Source organism: Streptomyces xinghaiensis S187 (genome assembly GCF_000220705.2).
Classification (GTDB): Bacteria; Actinomycetota; Actinomycetes; order Streptomycetales; family Streptomycetaceae; genus Streptomyces; species Streptomyces xinghaiensis.
Genome location: NZ_CP023202.1, coordinates 3578294 through 3596393 on the forward strand (window position 1 = coordinate 3578294; position 18100 = coordinate 3596393).

At 73.5% G+C, this 18100-nt stretch carries 17 protein-coding genes; 9 read left to right on the forward strand and 8 right to left on the reverse strand.

Features of this window, described 5'->3' with window-relative positions:
• Positions 1-207: 207 nt before the first annotated feature.
• Together SXIN_RS15355 and SXIN_RS15360 are read right to left on the reverse strand one after the other, a co-directional pair.
• Positions 208-1389 (reverse strand): MFS transporter, encoded by a 1182-nt coding sequence (locus tag SXIN_RS15355; protein ID WP_019707349.1) that lies wholly within the window; start codon positions 1387-1389, stop codon positions 208-210.
• A 267-nt stretch (positions 1390-1656) separates the two neighbouring features.
• On the reverse strand, positions 1657-3159 hold the full coding sequence (locus SXIN_RS15360; RefSeq protein ID WP_019707348.1) for a SulP family inorganic anion transporter: 1503 nt from the start codon (positions 3157-3159) through the stop codon (positions 1657-1659).
• 394 nt (positions 3160-3553) lie between these two features.
• Between SXIN_RS15360 and SXIN_RS15365 the strand changes: the two genes are divergently transcribed.
• A complete protein-coding gene (locus SXIN_RS15365) occupies positions 3554-3955 on the forward strand; it encodes a MerR family transcriptional regulator (RefSeq protein WP_019707347.1) in 402 nt (133 codons plus the stop codon).
• A 111-nt stretch (positions 3956-4066) separates the two neighbouring features.
• On the opposite strand, the gene SXIN_RS15370 is transcribed toward SXIN_RS15365, so the two are convergent.
• Together SXIN_RS15370 and SXIN_RS15375 are read right to left on the reverse strand one after the other, a co-directional pair.
• Complete coding sequence (locus SXIN_RS15370) at positions 4067-5668, reverse strand: peptide chain release factor 3 (protein WP_019707346.1); 1602 nt, start codon at positions 5666-5668, stop codon at positions 4067-4069.
• On the reverse strand, positions 5665-5907 hold the full coding sequence (locus SXIN_RS15375; RefSeq protein ID WP_192883590.1) for a hypothetical protein: 243 nt from the start codon (positions 5905-5907) through the stop codon (positions 5665-5667). The genes SXIN_RS15370 and SXIN_RS15375 overlap by 4 nt, the downstream gene beginning before the upstream one ends.
• A 522-nt stretch (positions 5908-6429) precedes the next feature.
• On the opposite strand from SXIN_RS15375, the gene SXIN_RS15380 reads away from it, so the two are divergent.
• The gene (locus SXIN_RS15380; RefSeq protein WP_039820330.1) at positions 6430-8115 is read left to right on the forward strand and encodes a ribonuclease J; all 1686 of its coding nucleotides are present in this window, start codon (positions 6430-6432) and stop codon (positions 8113-8115) included.
• Positions 8116-8386: 271 nt separating this feature from the next.
• The gene (locus SXIN_RS15385; protein WP_019707343.1) at positions 8387-8650 is read left to right on the forward strand and encodes an SHOCT domain-containing protein; all 264 of its coding nucleotides are present in this window, start codon (positions 8387-8389) and stop codon (positions 8648-8650) included.
• A 65-nt stretch (positions 8651-8715) separates the two neighbouring features.
• Here SXIN_RS15385 and SXIN_RS15390 read toward each other — a convergent pair whose 3' ends face one another.
• The 3 genes from SXIN_RS15390 to SXIN_RS15400 are packed head-to-tail and all read right to left on the reverse strand — an operon-like array spanning position 8716 to position 10375.
• On the reverse strand, positions 8716-8943 hold the full coding sequence (locus SXIN_RS15390; RefSeq protein ID WP_019707342.1) for a DUF2180 family protein: 228 nt from the start codon (positions 8941-8943) through the stop codon (positions 8716-8718).
• Complete coding sequence (arsB, locus tag SXIN_RS15395; RefSeq protein WP_019707341.1) at positions 8940-10064, reverse strand: ACR3 family arsenite efflux transporter; 1125 nt, start codon at positions 10062-10064, stop codon at positions 8940-8942. The genes SXIN_RS15390 and arsB overlap by 4 nt, the downstream gene beginning before the upstream one ends.
• The gene (locus SXIN_RS15400) at positions 10061-10375 is read right to left on the reverse strand and encodes an ArsR/SmtB family transcription factor (protein WP_019707340.1); all 315 of its coding nucleotides are present in this window, start codon (positions 10373-10375) and stop codon (positions 10061-10063) included. Before SXIN_RS15400 ends, arsB begins: the two co-directional genes overlap by 4 nt.
• 108 nt (positions 10376-10483) lie before the next feature.
• Between SXIN_RS15400 and SXIN_RS15405 the strand changes: the two genes are divergently transcribed.
• A complete protein-coding gene (locus tag SXIN_RS15405) occupies positions 10484-10897 on the forward strand; it encodes an arsenate reductase ArsC (protein ID WP_019707339.1) in 414 nt (137 codons plus the stop codon).
• 133 nt (positions 10898-11030) lie between these two features.
• Here SXIN_RS15405 and arsM read toward each other — a convergent pair whose 3' ends face one another.
• On the reverse strand, positions 11031-11843 hold the full coding sequence (gene arsM / locus SXIN_RS15410; RefSeq protein WP_019707338.1) for an arsenite methyltransferase: 813 nt from the start codon (positions 11841-11843) through the stop codon (positions 11031-11033).
• Positions 11844-12087: 244 nt separating this feature from the next.
• Between arsM and SXIN_RS15415 the strand changes: the two genes are divergently transcribed.
• The 5 genes from SXIN_RS15415 to SXIN_RS15435 all read left to right on the forward strand — a co-directional run bounded on the left by SXIN_RS15415 (position 12088) and on the right by SXIN_RS15435 (position 18026).
• The gene (locus SXIN_RS15415) at positions 12088-14016 is read left to right on the forward strand and encodes a sensor histidine kinase (RefSeq protein ID WP_420341049.1); all 1929 of its coding nucleotides are present in this window, start codon (positions 12088-12090) and stop codon (positions 14014-14016) included.
• A 140-nt stretch (positions 14017-14156) separates the two neighbouring features.
• Positions 14157-14819: a response regulator gene (locus SXIN_RS15420; RefSeq protein WP_019707336.1), complete on the forward strand. Its 663-nt coding sequence runs from the start codon at positions 14157-14159 to the stop codon at positions 14817-14819.
• 261 nt (positions 14820-15080) lie between these two features.
• Positions 15081-16655 carry a DUF2252 domain-containing protein gene (locus SXIN_RS15425; protein WP_095757112.1) on the forward strand — a complete coding sequence of 525 codons (1575 nt, stop codon included), beginning with the start codon at positions 15081-15083 and terminating at the stop codon, positions 16653-16655.
• A 114-nt stretch (positions 16656-16769) separates the two neighbouring features.
• Positions 16770-17603, forward strand: coding sequence for a hypothetical protein (locus SXIN_RS15430; RefSeq protein ID WP_019707334.1), 834 nt, complete (start codon positions 16770-16772; stop codon positions 17601-17603).
• Positions 17604-17681: 78 nt separating this feature from the next.
• Positions 17682-18026: a rhodanese-like domain-containing protein gene (locus SXIN_RS15435; RefSeq protein ID WP_019707333.1), complete on the forward strand. Its 345-nt coding sequence runs from the start codon at positions 17682-17684 to the stop codon at positions 18024-18026.
• Positions 18027-18100 lie beyond the last annotated feature (74 nt).

Here is an 18100-nt window from a genome sequence, read left to right on the forward strand (position 1 = left end):
GAGGCCCGTTTCGTGTTGCCGGGCCGGGCCGGGGCCGGGCCGCTACGGACGCTGAACCGCGGCGCAGGGCGGGAGACCGGTCCGCGCACCCGCCTCACCTGCCCGGTCTCGGCGGGGATCTTCGCCGCGCACTGAGCACGATCCTCTTCCGGACGGGGGTGACCGGCCCGCGGTGGGCCGCCCGCCGGACCGTGCGGTCCGCCGCGGTCAGCCGGCCGCGCGGCTCACCACCGCGGGCTCGCGGGCGAGGAGCGCGGTGAGCGCCGCGGCGGCGGGGATGACGGTGAGCACGACGAGCGCGGTGCCGTATCCGCCCGTCAGATCGTGGCCCAGGGAGATGGCGAGCGGTCCGAAGGCGCTCGCGGCGATGGTGAGGGTGTGGGCGCTGCCGCGGATGGCACCGAGATGGGCGGTGCCGAAGTAGCGCGGGTAGGCGGCGGATTCGATCACCCGCAGGAGGCCGCCCGACGCCCCCAGGAGCAGCCCGTAGCCGATCGCCGTCCACCCGGGCTCCACGTACCGCGCGGAGAGCACGGCGCCGGCGAGGACCGCCATGGCGCCGGCGAGGACGGCTCTGGGCGGCAGGCGGTCCACGAGGGCCCCGGCGGCGAGCGTGGCCAGCAGGGCCGCGGCCGTCTGCGGCAGGAAGTTGGCGGCGGCTTCGACGGGGGTGAGCCCGCGTTCGCCGAGCAGGGCGATCTGGTGGAAGTTCAGGCCGGTGGTGAGCATGCTGCTGGCGGACAGACCGGCCGCCACGGCCCAGAACATCCCGGTGCGCAGGGCCCGGCGCAGGGGCACACCGGCGGGCGGGCCCCCGGTGTCCGCTCCGGGGGCCGGGGGGATGCCGTCGACGTGCTGGCCGAGGTCGGCGGGCCGGTTGCGGATGCCGAACAGGGCGAGGGGAAGGACGATGAGCCAGACGGCGATGCCCTCGATCGCCCACGCCTGGCGCCAGCCGTACCCGTGGATCAGCCGCTCCACCAGGACCGGGGCGAGGGAGATGCCCGCCGCGCCGACGGCGCTGGTGATGCCGAGGGCCATGCCGCGGCGCTTGTCGAACCAGTAGGCGACGGTCGTCGTGGCCACGAGGGAGAGAGCGCCCTGGCCGGTCATGCGGACGCCGACGAACCCGGCGGTCAGCCCGGTGAGGCCGGTGACGAAGGACAGGCCGAGGAGCACCGCACCGAAGACGGCGCCGACGGCGGCGATCACCCGCCGGGGGCCGTACCGGTCGATCGCGCGGCCCACCAGTGGCATCGCGCAGGCGCCGATGAGCGTGCCGGTGAGGTAGGCCGTGGACACCTCGGTGCGGCTGATGCCGAGACCGGTGATGAGCGGGTCGATGAAGACGGAGATGCCGGCGGTCTGGCCGGGGGCCGTCATCGCCATGGCGAGCGCCGAGTAGGCGACGATCCGCCAGCCGTGGAACGGCTTGCCGGTCGTGGCGGGGGCGTGCGCCGGGGCGTCCGGACGGGCTTGTTCCGCGGGCCGGTTCAGGGGTCCTCCTCACGAGAGCCGTGCCTCCCGGCGGCCGGGGGCGCCGGGAGGATGTCCGCACCCCATCAGACCTTATTCCGAGGGACCACGGGCCCGGCCGGGACCGTCGTCGGCGGCCTGTCCCGGCCCGCCGGGAGGCGGCGGGCCGGGACTGCGGGGTCAGTGCCCGGCGGTGAGCTGGCCGGCGAGCTTGGTGTGCATCTCGGCGCTGGGCTTGTTCAGGCCGACGATGGTGACCTTCTTGCCGCGCTGGGCGTACTTGGTCTCGATGGCGTCCAGGGCGGCGACGGAGGAGGCGTCCCAGATGTGGGCGTCGGTGAGGTCGATGACGACGTCGTCCGGGTCGTCCTTGTAGTCGAACTGGTAGACGAGGTCGTTGGAGGAGGCGAAGAACAGCTCGCCGGTGACCGCGTAGACCACCTGGTTGCCGTCGGGGTCGACCACGCCGGAGACCTCGGCGAGGTGGGCGACGCGCTTGGCGAAGATCACCAACGCGGTGACGCAGCCGACGATCACGCCGATGGCGAGGTTGTGGGTGATGACGACCACGGCGACGGTCGCGGCCATGACGACGGTCTCGCCCAGCGGCATCCGCTTCAGCGTCCCGGGCTGGACGGAGTGCCAGTCGAAGGTGGCGGCCGAGACGAGGATCATCACGGCGACCAGGGCGGCCATCGGGATGTCGGAGACGACGGGCCCGAAGACCACGACCAGGACCAGCAGGAACATGCCGGCCAGGAAGGTGGACAGCCGGGTGCGGGCCCCGGAGGTCTTCACGTTGATCATCGTCTGGCCGATCATGGCGCAGCCGCCCATGCCGCCGAAGAAGCCGGTGACGACGTTGGCGACGCCCTGGCCGATGGACTCCCGGGTCTTGTTGGAGTGGGTGTCGGTGATGTCGTCGACCAGCTTGGCGGTCATCAGTGACTCCATCAGGCCGACCAGCGCGAAGGCGAGGGAGTACGGGGCGATGACGGTGAGCGTCTCCAGCGTCAGCGGCACCTCGGGCAGGCCGGGGACCGGCAGCGAGGACGGCAGCTCGCCCTTGTCGCCGACCGTCGGGACGGCCAGGCCGGCGCCGATGGTGATCAGCGTCAGGATGACGATGGAGACGAGCGGGGCCGGGACCGCCTTCGTCAGCCGCGGGAAGAGCACCATCAGCGCAAGGCCCCCGGTGACCAGCGGGTAGACGGCCCAGGGCACGTTCCGCAGCTCGGGGACCTGGGCCAGGAAGATCAGGATCGCGAGGGCGTTGACGAAGCCGACCATCACCGAGCGCGGAACGAAGCGCATCAGCTTGGCCACGCCCACCGCGCCCAGGGCGATCTGCATGAGGCCGCCGAGGATCACCGCGGCGATCAGGTGCCCCAGGCCGTACTCGTGGTTGAGCGGTGCGATGACCAGCGCGATCGCACCGGTCGCCGCCGAGATCATGGCCTTCCGGCCGCCCACGACGGAGATCACCACGGCCATGGTGAAGGAGGCGAACAGGCCGATGGCGGGGTCGACTCCGGCGATGATCGAGAAGGAGATGGCCTCCGGGATCAGGGCCAGGGCGACCACGAGGCCGGCCAGCACCTCGGTGCGGAACACCTTCGGGGAGGCGAGCCAGTCGGGCCGGGACAAGCGGAACTTGGGCACTGCGGACAGCGAGAAGGACATGCAACCGTTTCTGTTCGGGCGCAGACGTCCAACCGCTGGATGCCCACGCGTGCTCTGCTCCGCACCCGGTGCGGAATCCCGGCGGCCCGGCCTCGACGGGGGCCCTGCCGGTAGGGGGTGGCGGCCGTGGTGGCCGCCGGTCGGGCATCATTGCCCGGAAGTCTGCGGATGCCGGCGGGGCCCGGTCGGGGCCGCAGTCCGGCGGTGGGGCCCGGGCCGCAGCTGTACAGCGCGGGCGTCCACGTCGAAACCCTACCCTGACGTGAGGGCAGGGTGCGCATCGGAACTGTGAAATGCAGGCAAACAAGCGCTCGGATCATGTGATTCCAGACACGTGGGCTGGATCGATGCGAACGTTCGAAGCGGTGGAACGGCAGAGGGAGCAGGCGCGGCGATGACGGAGCGGCAGATGCAGATCGGCGAGGTGGCCGAGCGGACCGGCTTGTCACTCCGCACGATCCGCCACTACGAGGACGTCGGTCTGGTCAGCCCCTCCGCCCGCAGCAAGGGCGGCTTCCGCCTCTACACCGACGCCGACGTCGAACGCCTCATGGTCGTCCGCCGGATGAAGCCGCTGGACTTCTCCCTGGAGGAGATGCGGGACCTGCTGGAGATCACCGACCGCCTCTCGGGCGACGGAGATCCGCCGGCGGGCGGGGAGCGGGAACGGCTGCGCGAGCGGCTGGACGCGTACCGCAAGGTCGCCGACGCCCGCTGCGAGACCCTGCGCGCCCAGCTGATGGCCGCCGAGGACTTCGCCGCCACGCTGCGCCGGCGGCTGGACGCGGACGGCTGAACGGCACGGCGCGCAGGCGCCCACGGGCCCTCAAAGGGTGTGCCCGACGGTCCCGCACGGCCGGCGTCGCCGCGCCTCAGCGGCGCCCGTTCCGCCGCTGCCGGCGGGGGTCTACTGGTGGGCGGCCAGCAGGGGTTCCAGCCGGGCGTCGGGGAAGGCGCGACGGAAGGAGTTGGCCTGCCAGCGGTCCTGGAAGAGGGCCAGGTGCGCGTGGTCGCGGATCCTGGTCAGGGCCTCGCCGCGGGCCAGCCGGGAACCGTTGAGCGCTTCGGCCCCTTCGGCGTCGGTGGCCCTGGCCACGTGGTACGGGAGCGGCTCCAGCCGTACGGGGGCGGAGAACTCCCCGGCCATGCGGGCGGAGACCACGTCGAACTGCATGGGTCCCACGGCCGCCAGGACGGGTGCCTGGTCGCCGCGGAGCTCGGACACCAGGACCTGCACCACGCCCTCCTCGTCCAGCTGTGCGATACCGCGCCGGAACTGCTTGGAGCGGCTGATGTCGGCCGGACGGGCGACCGCGAAGTGCTCGGGCGCGAAGGTGGGCATGGCCGGGAACACCGCGGGCGGGCCGGCGTAGAGGGTGTCGCCGACGCGCAGCGCCGCGGCGTTGACCAGGCCGACGACGTCGCCCGGGTAGGCGGTGTCGACCATGGAACGGTCCTGGCCGAAGACGCTGTGCGCGTACTTGGTCGCGAACGGCTTGCCGGAGGCGGCGCGGGTGACGGTCGCCCCCCGTTCGAACACCCCGGAGCAGACCCGCAGGAACGCGATCCGGTCCCGGTGCGCGGGGTCCATGTTGGCCTGCACCTTGAAGACCAGGCCGGAGAACGGGGCGTCGACCGGGCGGGTGCCGCCGCCCTCCAGCTCGCGGGGTCCGGGCGGCGGCGCGTAGTCGACGAGGGCGTCGAGCAGCAGCCGTACCCCGATGTTGGAGATCGCGGCGCCGAAGAAGACCGGGGTGGACTTCCCCGCCAGGAAGGACTCGCGGTCGAACCCGGCCCCGTCCGCCTGCAGCAACTCCAGCTCCTCGACCGCCTGTTCCCAGTCCGGACCTTCCGCGGAGGCGGCCTCGGCGGCGGAGACCGGCTCCTCCAGCGCCTCCTTGGACCCGCCCGGGGTGCGGGTGTAGCGCAGCATGCGCTCGGGTTCACGGACGTCCACGAGCCCGCGCAGATGGCCGGCGATGCCCACCGGCCAGGTCACCGGAGTGGGACGGAGCCCGAACTCCCGCTCGATCTCGTCCAGCAGCTCCAGGGCCTCCCGGCCGGGCCGGTCCCACTTGTTGACGAAGGTGATGACCGGGATGCGGCGGTGCCGGCAGACGTCGAACAGCTTGCGGGTCTGCTCCTCCAGGCCCTTGGCCGCGTCGATGAGCATCACCGCACAGTCCACCGCGGCCAGCACCCGGTAGGTGTCCTCGGAGAAGTCCGCGTGCCCGGGGGTGTCCAGCAGGTTCAGCACACACCCGCGGTGGGCGAACTGCAGCACCGCGGAGGTCACGGAGATCCCGCGGGCCTTCTCCATCTCCATCCAGTCCGAGGCCACCCCGCGCCGCCCCGCCTTGCCGTGCACCGCGCCCGCCTCGGTGATCGCGTGCGCGTGCAGGGCCAGCGCCTCGGTCAGCGTCGACTTGCCCGCGTCCGGATGGCTGATCACGGCGAAGGTCCGCCGCCGGGCCGCCTCACCCGCCGCCCACTGCGCGGCCGCGTTCACCGGACCGCCTTCCGGGACGCCGCCGAGGCGGCCGGCGGCCGCGAGAGATGCCCGTGCAGGGAACCGGCGAAGTCCTCCGCCGCCCTCAGCTCACCGCGCAGGTCCTCGCACCGCGCATCGGCCCTCTCCCAGTACTTCCGCAAGATCGTCACCAGTTCCTCGTGTGCCTGTTCCCCGGTCGTCCGCAGCGGTCCGCCGGTGTCCGGCAACCGCTCCAGCGCGTTTAGCAGCGTCCGCACATCCTCCAGGCAGAAGCCGAGCGGACGCATCCGCCGCACCAGCGCCGGCCGCCGCACCTCCGCCTCGGTGTAGAGACGGACCCCCCCAGGCTGCGCTCGCCGGGGGCCACCACCCCGGCCTCGCATCGCCCGCCCGGCACGCTTGCCGACCGCGAATCTACCCTGACGTTAGGGTAGGTTGGCAATCGCTGAAACGAGGGTGGCCCCACAGGCCGCCGTCGTCGTCGGGCGGCGCCGCCCCTCCCTCCGTGGGAGCGGCGCCGCTCATGCCGCGTCCCTCCGGCCGTCCGGCCGAACGCCCCACGCCGGCAGGGGAGTTGCCGTCCTCGTCGGCGTGGCGGCCGCGCTTGCGCGGAGGGCCGGGACGGAGACCGCACGGGCCCGCCCGGCATGCCGCGGTGCCCGCCTCCCCGTCCGCCGCGGCGGCCGCGCACCCCGGCCTTACCCGATCGGGCGGTGCCCGGTCGCCCGAGCGGTGGGGGCGGGGAGCCGCCTGCCGGACTCTCCGGTAGCGTCAGGATAATGAGTCATCCCCATCCCGAATTGAAAGCCGCTCCTCCGCTGCCCGACGGCGGGCTGAGGGTGGTCGCTCTGGGCGGCCTGGGCGAGATCGGCCGCAACATGACGGTCTTCGAGCACGCCGGCAAGCTGCTCGTCGTCGACTGCGGTGTGCTCTTCCCCGAGGAGCACCAGCCCGGGGTGGACGTGATCCTCCCCGACTTCACCTCGATCCGGGACCGGCTGGACGACATCGTGGCGATCGTGCTGACCCACGGGCACGAGGACCACATCGGCGGTGTGCCGTATCTGCTCCGCGAGCGGGCGGACATCCCCGTCGTGGGCTCCAAGCTGACGCTGGCGTTCCTGGAGGCCAAGCTCAAGGAGCACGGCATCAGGCCCCGCACGGTGCGGGTCCGCGAGGGCGACCGCCGGGGCTTCGGCCCGTTCGACTGCGAGTTCGTCGCGGTCAACCACTCCATCCCCGACGGCCTGGCCGTGGCGATCCGCACCGGCGCGGGACTGGTGCTGCACACCGGCGACTTCAAGATGGACCAGTTCCCGCTGGACGAGCGCATCACCGACCTGCGGGCCTTCGCGCGGCTGGGTGAGGAGGGCGTCGACCTCTTCCTCACCGACTCCACCAACGCCGAGGTGCCCGGCTTCACCACCTCCGAGCAGGAGCTGAACCCCGCGATCGAGCAGGTGCTGCGCACCGCGCCGCGGCGGGTCATCGTCTCCAGCTTCGCCAGCCATGTGCACCGCATCCAGCAGGTGCTGGACGCGGCGCACCAGCACGGCCGGAAGGTCGCCTTCGTGGGCCGGTCGATGGTCCGCAACATGGGCATCGCCCGGGACCTGGGCTATCTGAAGGTCCCGCAGGGGCTGGTGGTGCCGGTGAAGGAGCTGGAGAAGCTGCCACCCAGCAAGATCGCGCTGGTGTGCACCGGTTCGCAGGGCGAGCCGATGGCCGCGCTGTCGCGGATGGCCAACCGCGACCACATGATCCGGATCGGCGAGGGCGACACCGTGCTGCTGGCCAGCTCCCTCATCCCGGGCAACGAGAACGCCATCTACCGGGTGATCAACGGGCTGACCCGGTGGGGCGCCAACGTCGTCCACAAGGGCAACGCGAAGGTGCACGTCTCGGGGCACGCCAGCGCCGGTGAGCTCGTGTACTGCTACAACATCGTCAAGCCCCGGAACGTCATGCCCGTGCACGGGGAGTGGCGCCATCTGCGGGCCAACGCCGAGCTGGCCGTCCGCACCGGGGTCGACCCCGACCGTGTGGTCATCGCCGAGGACGGCGTGGTCGTCGACCTGGTGGACGGGCGGGCCGCCATCACCGGCAAGGTGCCGGCCGGGAACATCTACGTGGACGGCATGGAGGTCGGCGGAGCCACCGAGGCCTCCCTCAAGGACCGGGTCACGCTGGCCGAGGAGGGCGTCGTGACCGTGGTGGCCATCGTCGACGCCGACACCGGAGCCCTGGCGGAGACCCCCGATTTCCTCGCCCGCGGTTTCGTCCACGACGACACCACGTTCGAGCCGGTCGTCCCCGTCATCGAGAAGACGCTGGCGAAGGCGGCGGAGGAAGGGGTCGGAGAGGCCCACCAGCTCGAACAGCTCATCGCCCGCGCCGTGGCCTCCTGGGCGTTCCGCACCTACCGCCGCAAGCCCCTCATCATTCCCGTCGTCATCGACGCCTGACGCCTGACGCCCGGCTGCCGGCCGGCCGGGCGGGCCCGTCCGGTCCCGCGGCCGGCCGGGTGTGGGGCGGGCTTGCGGCCTCGGTCCGGCCTCCCGTGTGCCCTATGGGGGGAATTACCCCTACAGGGTGGGGGTAATTGGTCCCGGGTCACGGCCCCCACCGGCTCATGCGGGTGGCCGGGAGAAGAGGCAGTCTGGAGGGTGAGGGCGGTGGACGGCCCGGGCGGCCGGCCCGTGTTCGCGGCCCGGGATCCGAAGGGCGTGAGAGATCATGATGTTCTGGTACGACCACGATGTCAGCGGCTGGGGCTGGTTCGCGATGTCCGCCGGGATGATCCTCTTCTGGGTGCTGATCATCACCGGTGCGGTGATGCTCTTCCGTGCGCTGGGCAGCCGGTCGGAGCAGCCGCAGCGGTCCGTTCCCCCGTCGCCGGAGCAGGTCCTCGCCGATCGGTTCGCACGGGGCGAGATCGACGACGAGGAGTACCGGCGGCGTCTGGACACGCTCCACTCCGCCGGGCCGCCCCGGAGCTGAACGGCCGGCGGCCCGCGGCGGGCCTGTGCGCCCGCCGCGGGCCGCCGTGATGCCGACGCTCCGGGTTACGCGGCCGTGGTGACCGCCACCGGGGCCTCGGCTCCGGCCGTCGCGCAGTCCGGGCAGAGGACCCGGCGCTCGGTGCCGTACAGCGCCGGGCCGGTGATCGGGCCGCGGCGGACGCGCTGGAGTCCGATCCGGGTGTGCTCCCGGCAGACTCCGGTGCCGCAGGTGTGGCAGAGGCCGGTGGCCGGGGCGGTGTCCCCGTGCAGGGTGCAGGTGAGGCAGTTCATGACAGCTTTCCTTCCGGGCCGGCGGCCGGTACGGGGGAAGCGAACCGGTTGCGCCAGGCCAGTGACACGTAGACGAGGCCGATGAGGACGGGGACCTCGATCAGGGGGCCGACGACGCCGGAGAGCGCCTGGCCGGAGGTGACGCCGAAGGTCGCGATGGCGACAGCGATGGCGAGCTCGAAGTTGTTCCCGGCGGCCGTGAACGCCAGGGTCGCGGAGCGGGCGTAGGGCAGGCCGATGGCCTTCCCGAGGGCGAAGCTGCCGAACCACATCACCGCGAAGTAGACGAGCAGGGGGAGGGCGATGCGGGCGACGTCCAGCGGCTGGGAGGTGATCGTCTTCCCCTGCAGGGCGAAGAGGACCACGATGGTGAAGAGCAGGCCGTAGAGGGCCCAGGGGCCGATCTTCGGGAGCACCTTCGCCTCGTAGGACTCGCGGCCCATCCGCTGTTCGCCGATGCGGCGGGTGAGGAAGCCGGCGATGAGCGGGATGCCCAGGAAGATGACGACGTTGAGGGCGATCTCCCACATGGAGATGTCGAGGCGGCTGCCGTCGCCGAGGCCGAGCCAGCCGGGGAGCAGGTCGAGGTAGAACCAGCCGAGCAGGCCGAAGGCCAGGACCTGGAAGACGGAGTTGAGGGCGACGAGGACGGCGCCGGCCTCGCGGTCGCCGCAGGCCAGGTCGTTCCAGATGATGACCATGGCGATACAGCGGGCCAGGCCGACGATGATCAGCCCGGTGCGGTACTCGGGCAGGTCGGGCAGGAAGATCCAGGCGAGGGCGAACATCACGGCCGGGCCGACGACCCAGTTGATCACCAGCGAGGAGATCATCAGCCGCTTGTCGCCGGTGACGGCGTCCAGCTTGTCGTAGCGGACCTTGGCCAGGACCGGATACATCATGATCAGGAGGCCGAGCGCGATGGGCAGCGAGATGCCGCCGATCTCCACCGCGGCCAGGGCGTCGTTCATTCCGGGGACCAGCCGGCCCAGCCCGAGCCCCGCGGCCATGGCGATCAGGATCCACACCGCGAGGAAGCGGTCGAGCGTGGAGAGCTTCGCGACGACGGAGGAGCCGGGGTCCTCCGCGGTCGTCGCGGGAGGCGGGTCGGTGCGGGTCACGGGCAGGACCTCTTCGTGTCGGTGGCCTGGGTGGCGCGGGCGGAGCGGGCCAGCTCGGCGAAGGAGCCGGCCAGGGCTTCGATGACGTCGGGCCGCAGCTTGTAGTACGTGTAGCGGCCGCAGGGCTCGGTCTCGACGACCCCGGCCTCACGGAGCACGCGGAGGTGGTTGGAGAGGTTCGTCTGGCGGGCGCCGGTCTCCTGGACCAGATGCGTGGTGCACAGCGTCTCGCTCGCGAGCAGCGTCACGATTCTCAGCCTGAGCGGGTCCGCGAGCACCCGGATCAGTTCAGTGTCGACTGACGTCATCATGGGCTGATACTCTCACATCAGCGACGGATGATGCCAGTGGCCTCGGGCCCTCTTCGCCGCGCCTGTGTGCTCCCGCACGGTCCGCCCCTACGCAAGAGAGAACCCGTGATGACCGAGAAGCCCTCCGTGCTCTTCGTCTGCGTCCACAACGCCGGCCGCTCCCAGATGGCCGCGGCCTGGCTGACCCACCTCGCGGGCGACCGCGTCGAGGTCCGCTCCGCCGGTTCGGCCCCCGCCGACCGGGTCAACCCCGCCGCCGTCGAGGCCATGCGCGAGGTGGGTGTCGACATGTCCGCGGAGGTGCCCAAGGTGCTGACCGTGGACGCCGTGCGGGCCTCCGATGTCGTGATCACCATGGGCTGCGGCGACACCTGCCCCGTCTTCCCCGGCAAGCGCTACCTGGACTGGAAGCTGGACGACCCGGCCGGACAGGGCGTCGACGCCGTACGGCCCATCCGCGACGAGATCAGGACCCGGATCGAGGGCCTGATCGAGGAGATCGCCCCGGGGCCGACGGCCTGAGCGCCCTCGGCGGCCCGAGCGGACCGCACGCCGGGGGTCCGCCGGACCCCCGGCATCGGAATCTTCGGGGCCGGCACTCGTGCGGGTGCCGGCCCGGGGGCGGTCCGGGGGCCGTGGAGCCGGGCGGCCGGTGTCAGCCGCAGCAGGAGCCGCCGGCGGTGGTCTCCGGAGTGCTCCGTACGCCGGGGACCGCGGGAGCGTCCGCGGGCTTGACCGCCCGGACGATGGCGGACCGCATGCCCTCGGCGACCTCGTGCGCCGGCGTGATCCCGATCTCGCCGAACCCGGCCGCCTCCAGGCCGGCGCGGTACTCGGCGTAGGACAGCGCCCCGGCGATGCAGCCCACGTAGTCGCCGCGCTCCGCGCGCTGCGCGGGGGTGAGGTGGTCCTCGGCCACCACGTCCGAGATGCCGATGCGGCCGCCGGGCCTCAGGACGCGGAACATCTCGGCGAAGACGGCGGCCTTGTCCACGGACAGGTTGATCACGCAGTTGGAGATCACGACGTCGATGGTGCCGGCGGGCAGCGGGATGGACTCGATGGTGCCCTTGAGGAATTCGGCGTTGCGGGCACCGGCCTTCTCCGCGTTGGCCAGCGCGAGGGCCAGCATCTCCTCGGTCATGTCCAGGCCGTAGGCCTTGCCCTCCGGTCCGACCCGGCGGGCGGAGAGCAGGACGTCGATGCCGCCGCCCGAGCCGAGGTCGAGCACCCGTTCGCCCGCGCGCAGTTCGGCGACGGCGAGCGGGTTGCCGCAGCCGAGGGAGGCCGCCACGGCGTCCTCGGGGAGCTCCGAGAGGTCCTCGTCGCCGTAGGGGCGGGCGCCGAAGCTCTCGTCGATCTCCGGGGACCCGGATCCGCAGCACGCGGTCCCGCCCCGGGTCACCTGGAGTGCGGCGGCGGCGTATCCGGCGCGGACGGTCTCGCGCAGCTCGGACTGGTCGTTCATGAGGACTCTCCTGGGATCGATCCTGCATTGACGGTTGTGGAATCAAGAGTGATGCTTGAATCGAAGAACGTCAACATAGAAGTGTGTCGAATCAGAACACCGAACCGGGATCCGCCGCTCTCCCGGGTTGTCCCCCGGGGCACCCGCAGGGCCGGCCGGCGGTGCCCCCGGGGACGACTTTCGTTGCGCGCGGCCGCGACGAAAGGCGGTGCCGCCGGGGCACCGGCCTGCCTAGGTTGGGCCCGTGGAAGCACGGGAGGATGTACGGGAGAGGGCGCGCGAGCTCCGGGGGCGGCTGTTCCCCCGGGCCGACTGGCCGGGCAGGCGTATCGCCGGGGAGCTGGTGCTGGCCGCGCTGCTGGCACTGTCCGCGGCCGGGATGGAGGCGCTGGGGGACGGCGGCGGGTTCCGCGCGGCGGCCACCGCACTGGCGGTGGCCGTGCTGTCACTGCTGCGGCGGGCGCTCCCGGCGACGGTGCTGGTGGTCACCGCGGCCGGATCCGGTCTGGTGGACGGTTTCGCGCTGCTGCTGATGGCCGCGGGCTGGTCCGCGGGGCGGCGGATCACCGGGGCGGGCCGGGCCCTGGCGGCGTTCGCCGCGGCGCTGGTCCTCAGCTCGGGGCTGGGGGTGCTGAGGGAGTACCCGGGGTTCGGGCCGGAGCTGCCGGCCCTGGTCGTCTTCTCCGCCGCCTTCTTCCTGGCGACGACGGTGGTGCCCGGTCTCGCCAGCCGCCACTGGTCGCAGCGCCGCACCCTGCTGCACACCCTGCGTGAGCACAACGCCCACCTGCTGCGCGAGCGCGCCATGGTCGTACGGCAGGCGCGGCTGCGGGAGCGGCAGCGCATCGCCCAGGACATGCACGACAGCCTCGGCCACCAGCTCGCGCTGATCGCCGTCCACACCGGGGCGCTGGAGGTGGACCGCGAACTGACGGGACGGCAGCGCGAGGCGGTGGGCGTGCTGCGCGAGGCGTCGGTGGCGGCGATGCACGAACTGCGCGAGGCCGTGGGCATCCTGCGGGACGGCACGGAGGGCCCGGAACCGGCCGGTGACGCGCGGCCGGCGGCCCGGGGCGTGGCGGGCGTCGAGGGGCTCGTCGAGGCGTCGCGGAGCGCCGGGACACCGGTCGAACTGGTGTGCTCCGGTGAGCCGCGGGACCTGCCGCCGGCCGCCGGGCACGCGGCGTACCGGATCGCGCAGGAGGGGCTGACGAACGCGCACAAGCACGCGCCGGGCGCGCCGATCACCGTGCAACTGCGGTACGAGCCGGACTCGCTCGTGGTCGAGGTCGCCAACGGCCCGGCCGCGGTGCCGGCCGCCCGGCCCGTCCCTGTTCCCGCTTCCGTTCCCGCCTCCGTTCCCGCTTCTGTTCCCGCGGCCGTCGGCGCCGCGGTGGGCGGGCGCGGCGGCCGCGGTGACGGTGCGGCGGCCGGCGCGGCCGTCCGGGCGGCGGTTCCGGTCGGCAGTGAGGTGAGCGGCGGGCAGGGGCTCCCCGGGCTGCGCGAACGGGCCCGGCTGGTCGGCGGCATGGTGCACGCCGGCCCGGTGGACGGCGGCGGCTTCCGGCTGGCGGGCGTGCTGCCGTACGGGCCGGAGCAGGGAGGGGCGCGGGAACGCCCCGGGAGCGCCGGGGAGGACCGCTACGGTGCGGCGGGCCCGTACGGCACCGAGGGCGCCGCCGAGCTCCACGGGCCGGGCGGCGCGGCCGGGCTGGACGTCCTCCCCGTTCCGGGCGCCGTGAGCGGGGATCCCCCGGACCCCTGGGCGTACCGGCCGCAGGGCGGGCCCGGCGCGGTCCGCGGCAGCAGGTCCGGGGGCGTGGCCACCGGCTGCGGGATCGCCGTGCTGGTGCTGCTGGTGGTGGTGGCCCTCCTCGGCTGGGGGGCCGTGACGCTGTTCCGGTCGATGGATGCGTCGATGATCACGCCCAAGGTCTACCAGTCGGTGCGGGTCGGGGACTCCGAGGCCGAGGTGCGCAAGAAGCTGCCGGAGGGGCGTTCGTGGCTGACGGACGGACTGGCGGAGCAGGGGCCACCGCGGCCGGAGGGTTCCCGCTGCCTGGCGCTGCTGTCCACCGAGACCTCGGCGGACTGGGATGTCGATCCGGCGTTCCGCTTCTGCTTCCGGGACGGAAAACTGGTGCAGAAGCGGTCCTACGACGGCCGGCTGTAGCCGGCCCGTCCGCGCGGGCCGCTGCGCCCGGTCTCCCGTGCTCCGCTCCGCCCGGCTCGGGTGAGGGTGTTCCCCGCACGTCACCGGGCGTGGAGCCCCGGGGGCTCCACCGGAGGAAACGGCCGTCGGACAGGAGAGCTGTGATCAAGGTCCTCGTCGTGGACGACGAGCCGCTCATCAGGGCGGGCATCAGAATGATCCTCACCTCGGACCAGGACATCGACGTCGTGGCCGAGGCGGGCAACGGCCGGGAGGCGGTCGAACTGGCCCGCGCGCACGGCGTCGACGTCGTGCTGCTGGACCTCCAGATGCCGGTGATGGACGGGCTGTCGGCCCTACCGGAGCTGCGGCGGGCCGCCCCGGACGCGCGGGTGCTCGTGCTCACCACCTTCGGCGAGCGGGAGAACGTCCTGCGGACGCTGGGGACGGGCGGGGCCGGGTTCCTGCTGAAGGACTCGGCTCCCGGGGAGCTGATCCGGGCGGTACGGGCGGCGGCCGCGGGGGACGCCTATCTGTCGCCCGCGGCGACGCGGCATGTCGTCGACTCGCTGGCGTCGGGGGGAGCGGGCCGCGCGTCGGCACGGGCGGAGGAGGCGCGCCGCCGCCTGGAGACGCTGACCGCGCGGGAGCGCGAGGTGCTGGCCCTGCTGGGCGAGGGACTCTCGAACGCGGACGCGGGCGCGCGGATCCATATGAGCGAGGCGACGGTGAAGACCTACGTCAGCCGCATCCTGGCGAAGCTGGACTGCGGGAACCGGGTCCAGGCGGCGCTGCTGGCACGGGACGCGGGGCTGGGGGCCTGAGGCACGCACGGGGCAGGGGCCGGGGAGGAAGGGGGGCGGGGACGGGCCGGCACCGGGAGCGGCCGGGACGGCGGGGCAGCCGGGGCCGCGCATCCGGGGGGATGAAGGCCGGTGCACAGGTGGGACCGGGGCCGGGAGCCCTGTGGAGGAGTTGTCCACAGGGGAGTGCCCGGTGCCGGTGGCCGGGGGTACGGTCGTGGGCAGTCGAGGGCGGGCCGCCGTATCGGACGGCGGCCGCGGCGGCGGGGGAGGCGACAGGACATGGCGGAGACGGGAGCCGGCGGGCCGGTGGAGACGCGGGCGCCGGTGGAGACGCGGCCCGGCGGGGAGCCGGGCCCGGGCGGGGCCGGGGCGCACCGTCCGGCGGCCGGACCGGGGCGGAGCGCTGCCGGGCCGGGGCCCGGCGGCGCGGGGCGGGCGCGACCGGACCACCGGATCCCGGCGGTGCCGGGCTTCGCCCCCCGGCCGGCGGATTTCGCGGTCTCCCCCAAGCGGCTGGGCAAGGAACTGCGGCAGCGGGTGCCGCGGTCCGCGCACGGCGGGCTGAGCACGGCACCGGACCGGCCGGGCGCGGTCCGCGCGGTCGAGGAGTCCAACACCGGCCGGCTGCCGGAGCTCACCCCGATCCGGGTCGGCCGGATGGCCGCGAGCCCCTTCGCCTTTCTGCGCGGCTCCGCCGGGCTGATGGCCTACGACCTGGTGGGCACGGCGGTCAGCGGGATCGGCGCCCAGCTGTGCGGGGATGCCCACGCGGCCAACTTCGGGCTGTACGGCGACGCCCGGGGCGGACTGGTCATCGACATCAACGACTTCGACGAGACGGCGTACGGCCCCTGGGAGTGGGATCTCAAGCGGCTCGCCGCCTCGCTGGTGCTGGCGGGCCGGCAGAGCGGCGCCGCCGAGGACAGCTGCCGCGCCGCCGCCTGCGACGCCGCCGGCGCCTACCGGCGGACCATGCGGCTGCTGGCGAAGCTCCCGGTGCTGGACGCCTGGAACGCCATCGCCGACGAGGAGCTCGTCTCGCACACCGACGCCCACGATCTGCTGGGCACGCTGGGGCGCGTCGCGGAGAAGGCGCGGCGCAACACGAGCGCGCGGTTCGCCGCCAAGTCCACGGAGCGGCTGCCCGACGGCTCCCGGCGCTTCACGGACGCGCCGCCGGTGCTGCGCCGGGTGGAGGACGAGGAGGCCGCCGCCGTGGCGGGCTCGCTGGGCGAGTACCTGGGGACGCTCCCGGAGGACCGGCTGCCGCTGCTCGCGCGGTTCTCGGTGCAGGACGTGGCGTTCCGGGTGGTGGGCACCGGCAGCGTGGGGCTGCGGTCCTATGTGGTGCTGCTGCTGGACCACCGCGGGGCGCCCCTCGTGCTCCAGGTGAAGGAGGCGCGGCCGTCGGTGCTCCTGCCGTATCTGGAGAAGACCGCGCTGGACCCGCGGCTGGGCCGCCCGGCTCCGGAGACCGGGCACGAGGGCCGGCGGATCGTGCTGGGACAGAAGCGGATGCAGGTGGTGAGCGATGTCCTGCTCGGCTGGTCCACCGTGCGGGACCGGCCGTTCCAGGTACGGCAGTTCCGCAACCGGAAGGGCAGCGTGGACCCGGCGGCGCTGACGGCGGCCGAGCTCGACGACTACGGGCGGATGACCGGCGCGCTGCTGGCGCGGGCGCACGCGCACAGTGCCGACCCCCGGCTGATAGCGGGCTACTGCGGCCGCAGTGAGGAACTGGACGAGGCGGTGGCGGCGTTCGCGGTGGCGTACGCGGACCGGACGGAGGCGGACCACGCGGACCTCGTGGCGGCGGTCCGGAGCGGTCGCATCGCGGCGGAGACGGGGGTCTGAAGCGGGAGTCCGAAGGAGGGCCCGGGCGGGCCGGGCGGCACGCCGGGCGGGGACGGCCGCGGAACGCGGGCGGCCGCGGGTCCCACGCACCGGCGTTGCTCGTAGGCTGTACCGGTGACGAATCCGGAAGCCGAGCAGACCGAGCCCACGCCCGAGCAGCGCGAGGCCGAACGGGCGGCCACCCAGCGCCTGGAGCGGGCGGTGCTCGCGGCGGAGCAGGCACTGATCGAGTTCGAGATCGCCGTGGAGACCTTCCGTATCGAGGTGGAGAACTTCTCCCGGCTGCACCACCAGCGGCTCGGCCCGATGTATTCCCGGCTGGACGAGCTGGACGCGCTGATCGCGGAGGCGGTCGCGGCGCGCACGGGCAAGCCGGAGGACGTGCGCCGGGCGGAGGAACTGCGCGGCCTGGTGCAGCCGATGCCCGGGGTGGAGGAGCTGTTCCACGGCTGGATCGACTCCGAGGGCATCCCGCCGGAGGCCGCGGCCATGCTCAACGAGAAGCCAGTGCGGCCGCCCACCCGGGTGCGGCCGAGCGAGGAGGCCCGGCGGATCTACCGCGAGCTGGTGCGCAGGGCACACCCGGACCTCGCCCGGGACGACGCCGAACGGCGGCGCCGGGACGAGTTCATCGTCCGGGTCAACGCCGCGTATTCCATCGGGGACGAGGAGGCGCTGCGGAAGCTCACCGAGGAGTGGGAGTCCGGCCCGCCGCCCGCGGAGCGCACGCTGGACCGGAGCGAGGAGCTGTACGCGCGGCTGGAATGGCTCGCCCAGCGGAAGGAGATGCTGTCCGGTCTCGCCGCGGAGCTGGAGTCGAGCGCCATCGGGCAGATGCTGAAGATGGCCCCCGATGATCCGGACAAGCTGCTGGAGGAGATCGCCGAGCAGTTGCTGGCACAGGTCTCCGAGCGGGAGGCCGCGCTGGCGAAGCTGGCCGCCGAGTAGCGCGCCGGACGGTTCGGGTGCCGGTGCTCGAAACGGCCCGGTGGTTCACAGGTCCGAAGGTTCGACGAAAGGCTGATCATGCACTTCGCCCAGGTGCCCGCGGTGGACGCCGCGTCCGTACCGCAGGACGGCTTCCTGCTGGACGTCCGTGAGGACGACGAGTGGGCCGCCGGGCACGCGGAGGGCGCGCTGCACATTCCGATGGGCCTGATCCCCGCGCGCATCGGGGAGGTGACCGAGGCGGCGGCGGAGGCGGACCGGGTGTACGTGGTGTGCCGCGTCGGCGGCCGGTCGGCCCGGGTGACGCAGTACCTCCTCGCCCAGGGGGTGGACGCGGTGAACGTGGACGGCGGCATGCTGGAGTGGGAGGCGGCCGGACGGCCCCTGACCGGTGACGGTGACGGGCAGCCCCGCGTGATCTGAGGCGCCGCCCCGGAACCCGGGCCGGCCGCCGGGCGCGGAGCCCGGCACCGGCCCGGTCGCGTCCCCGGGCTCTC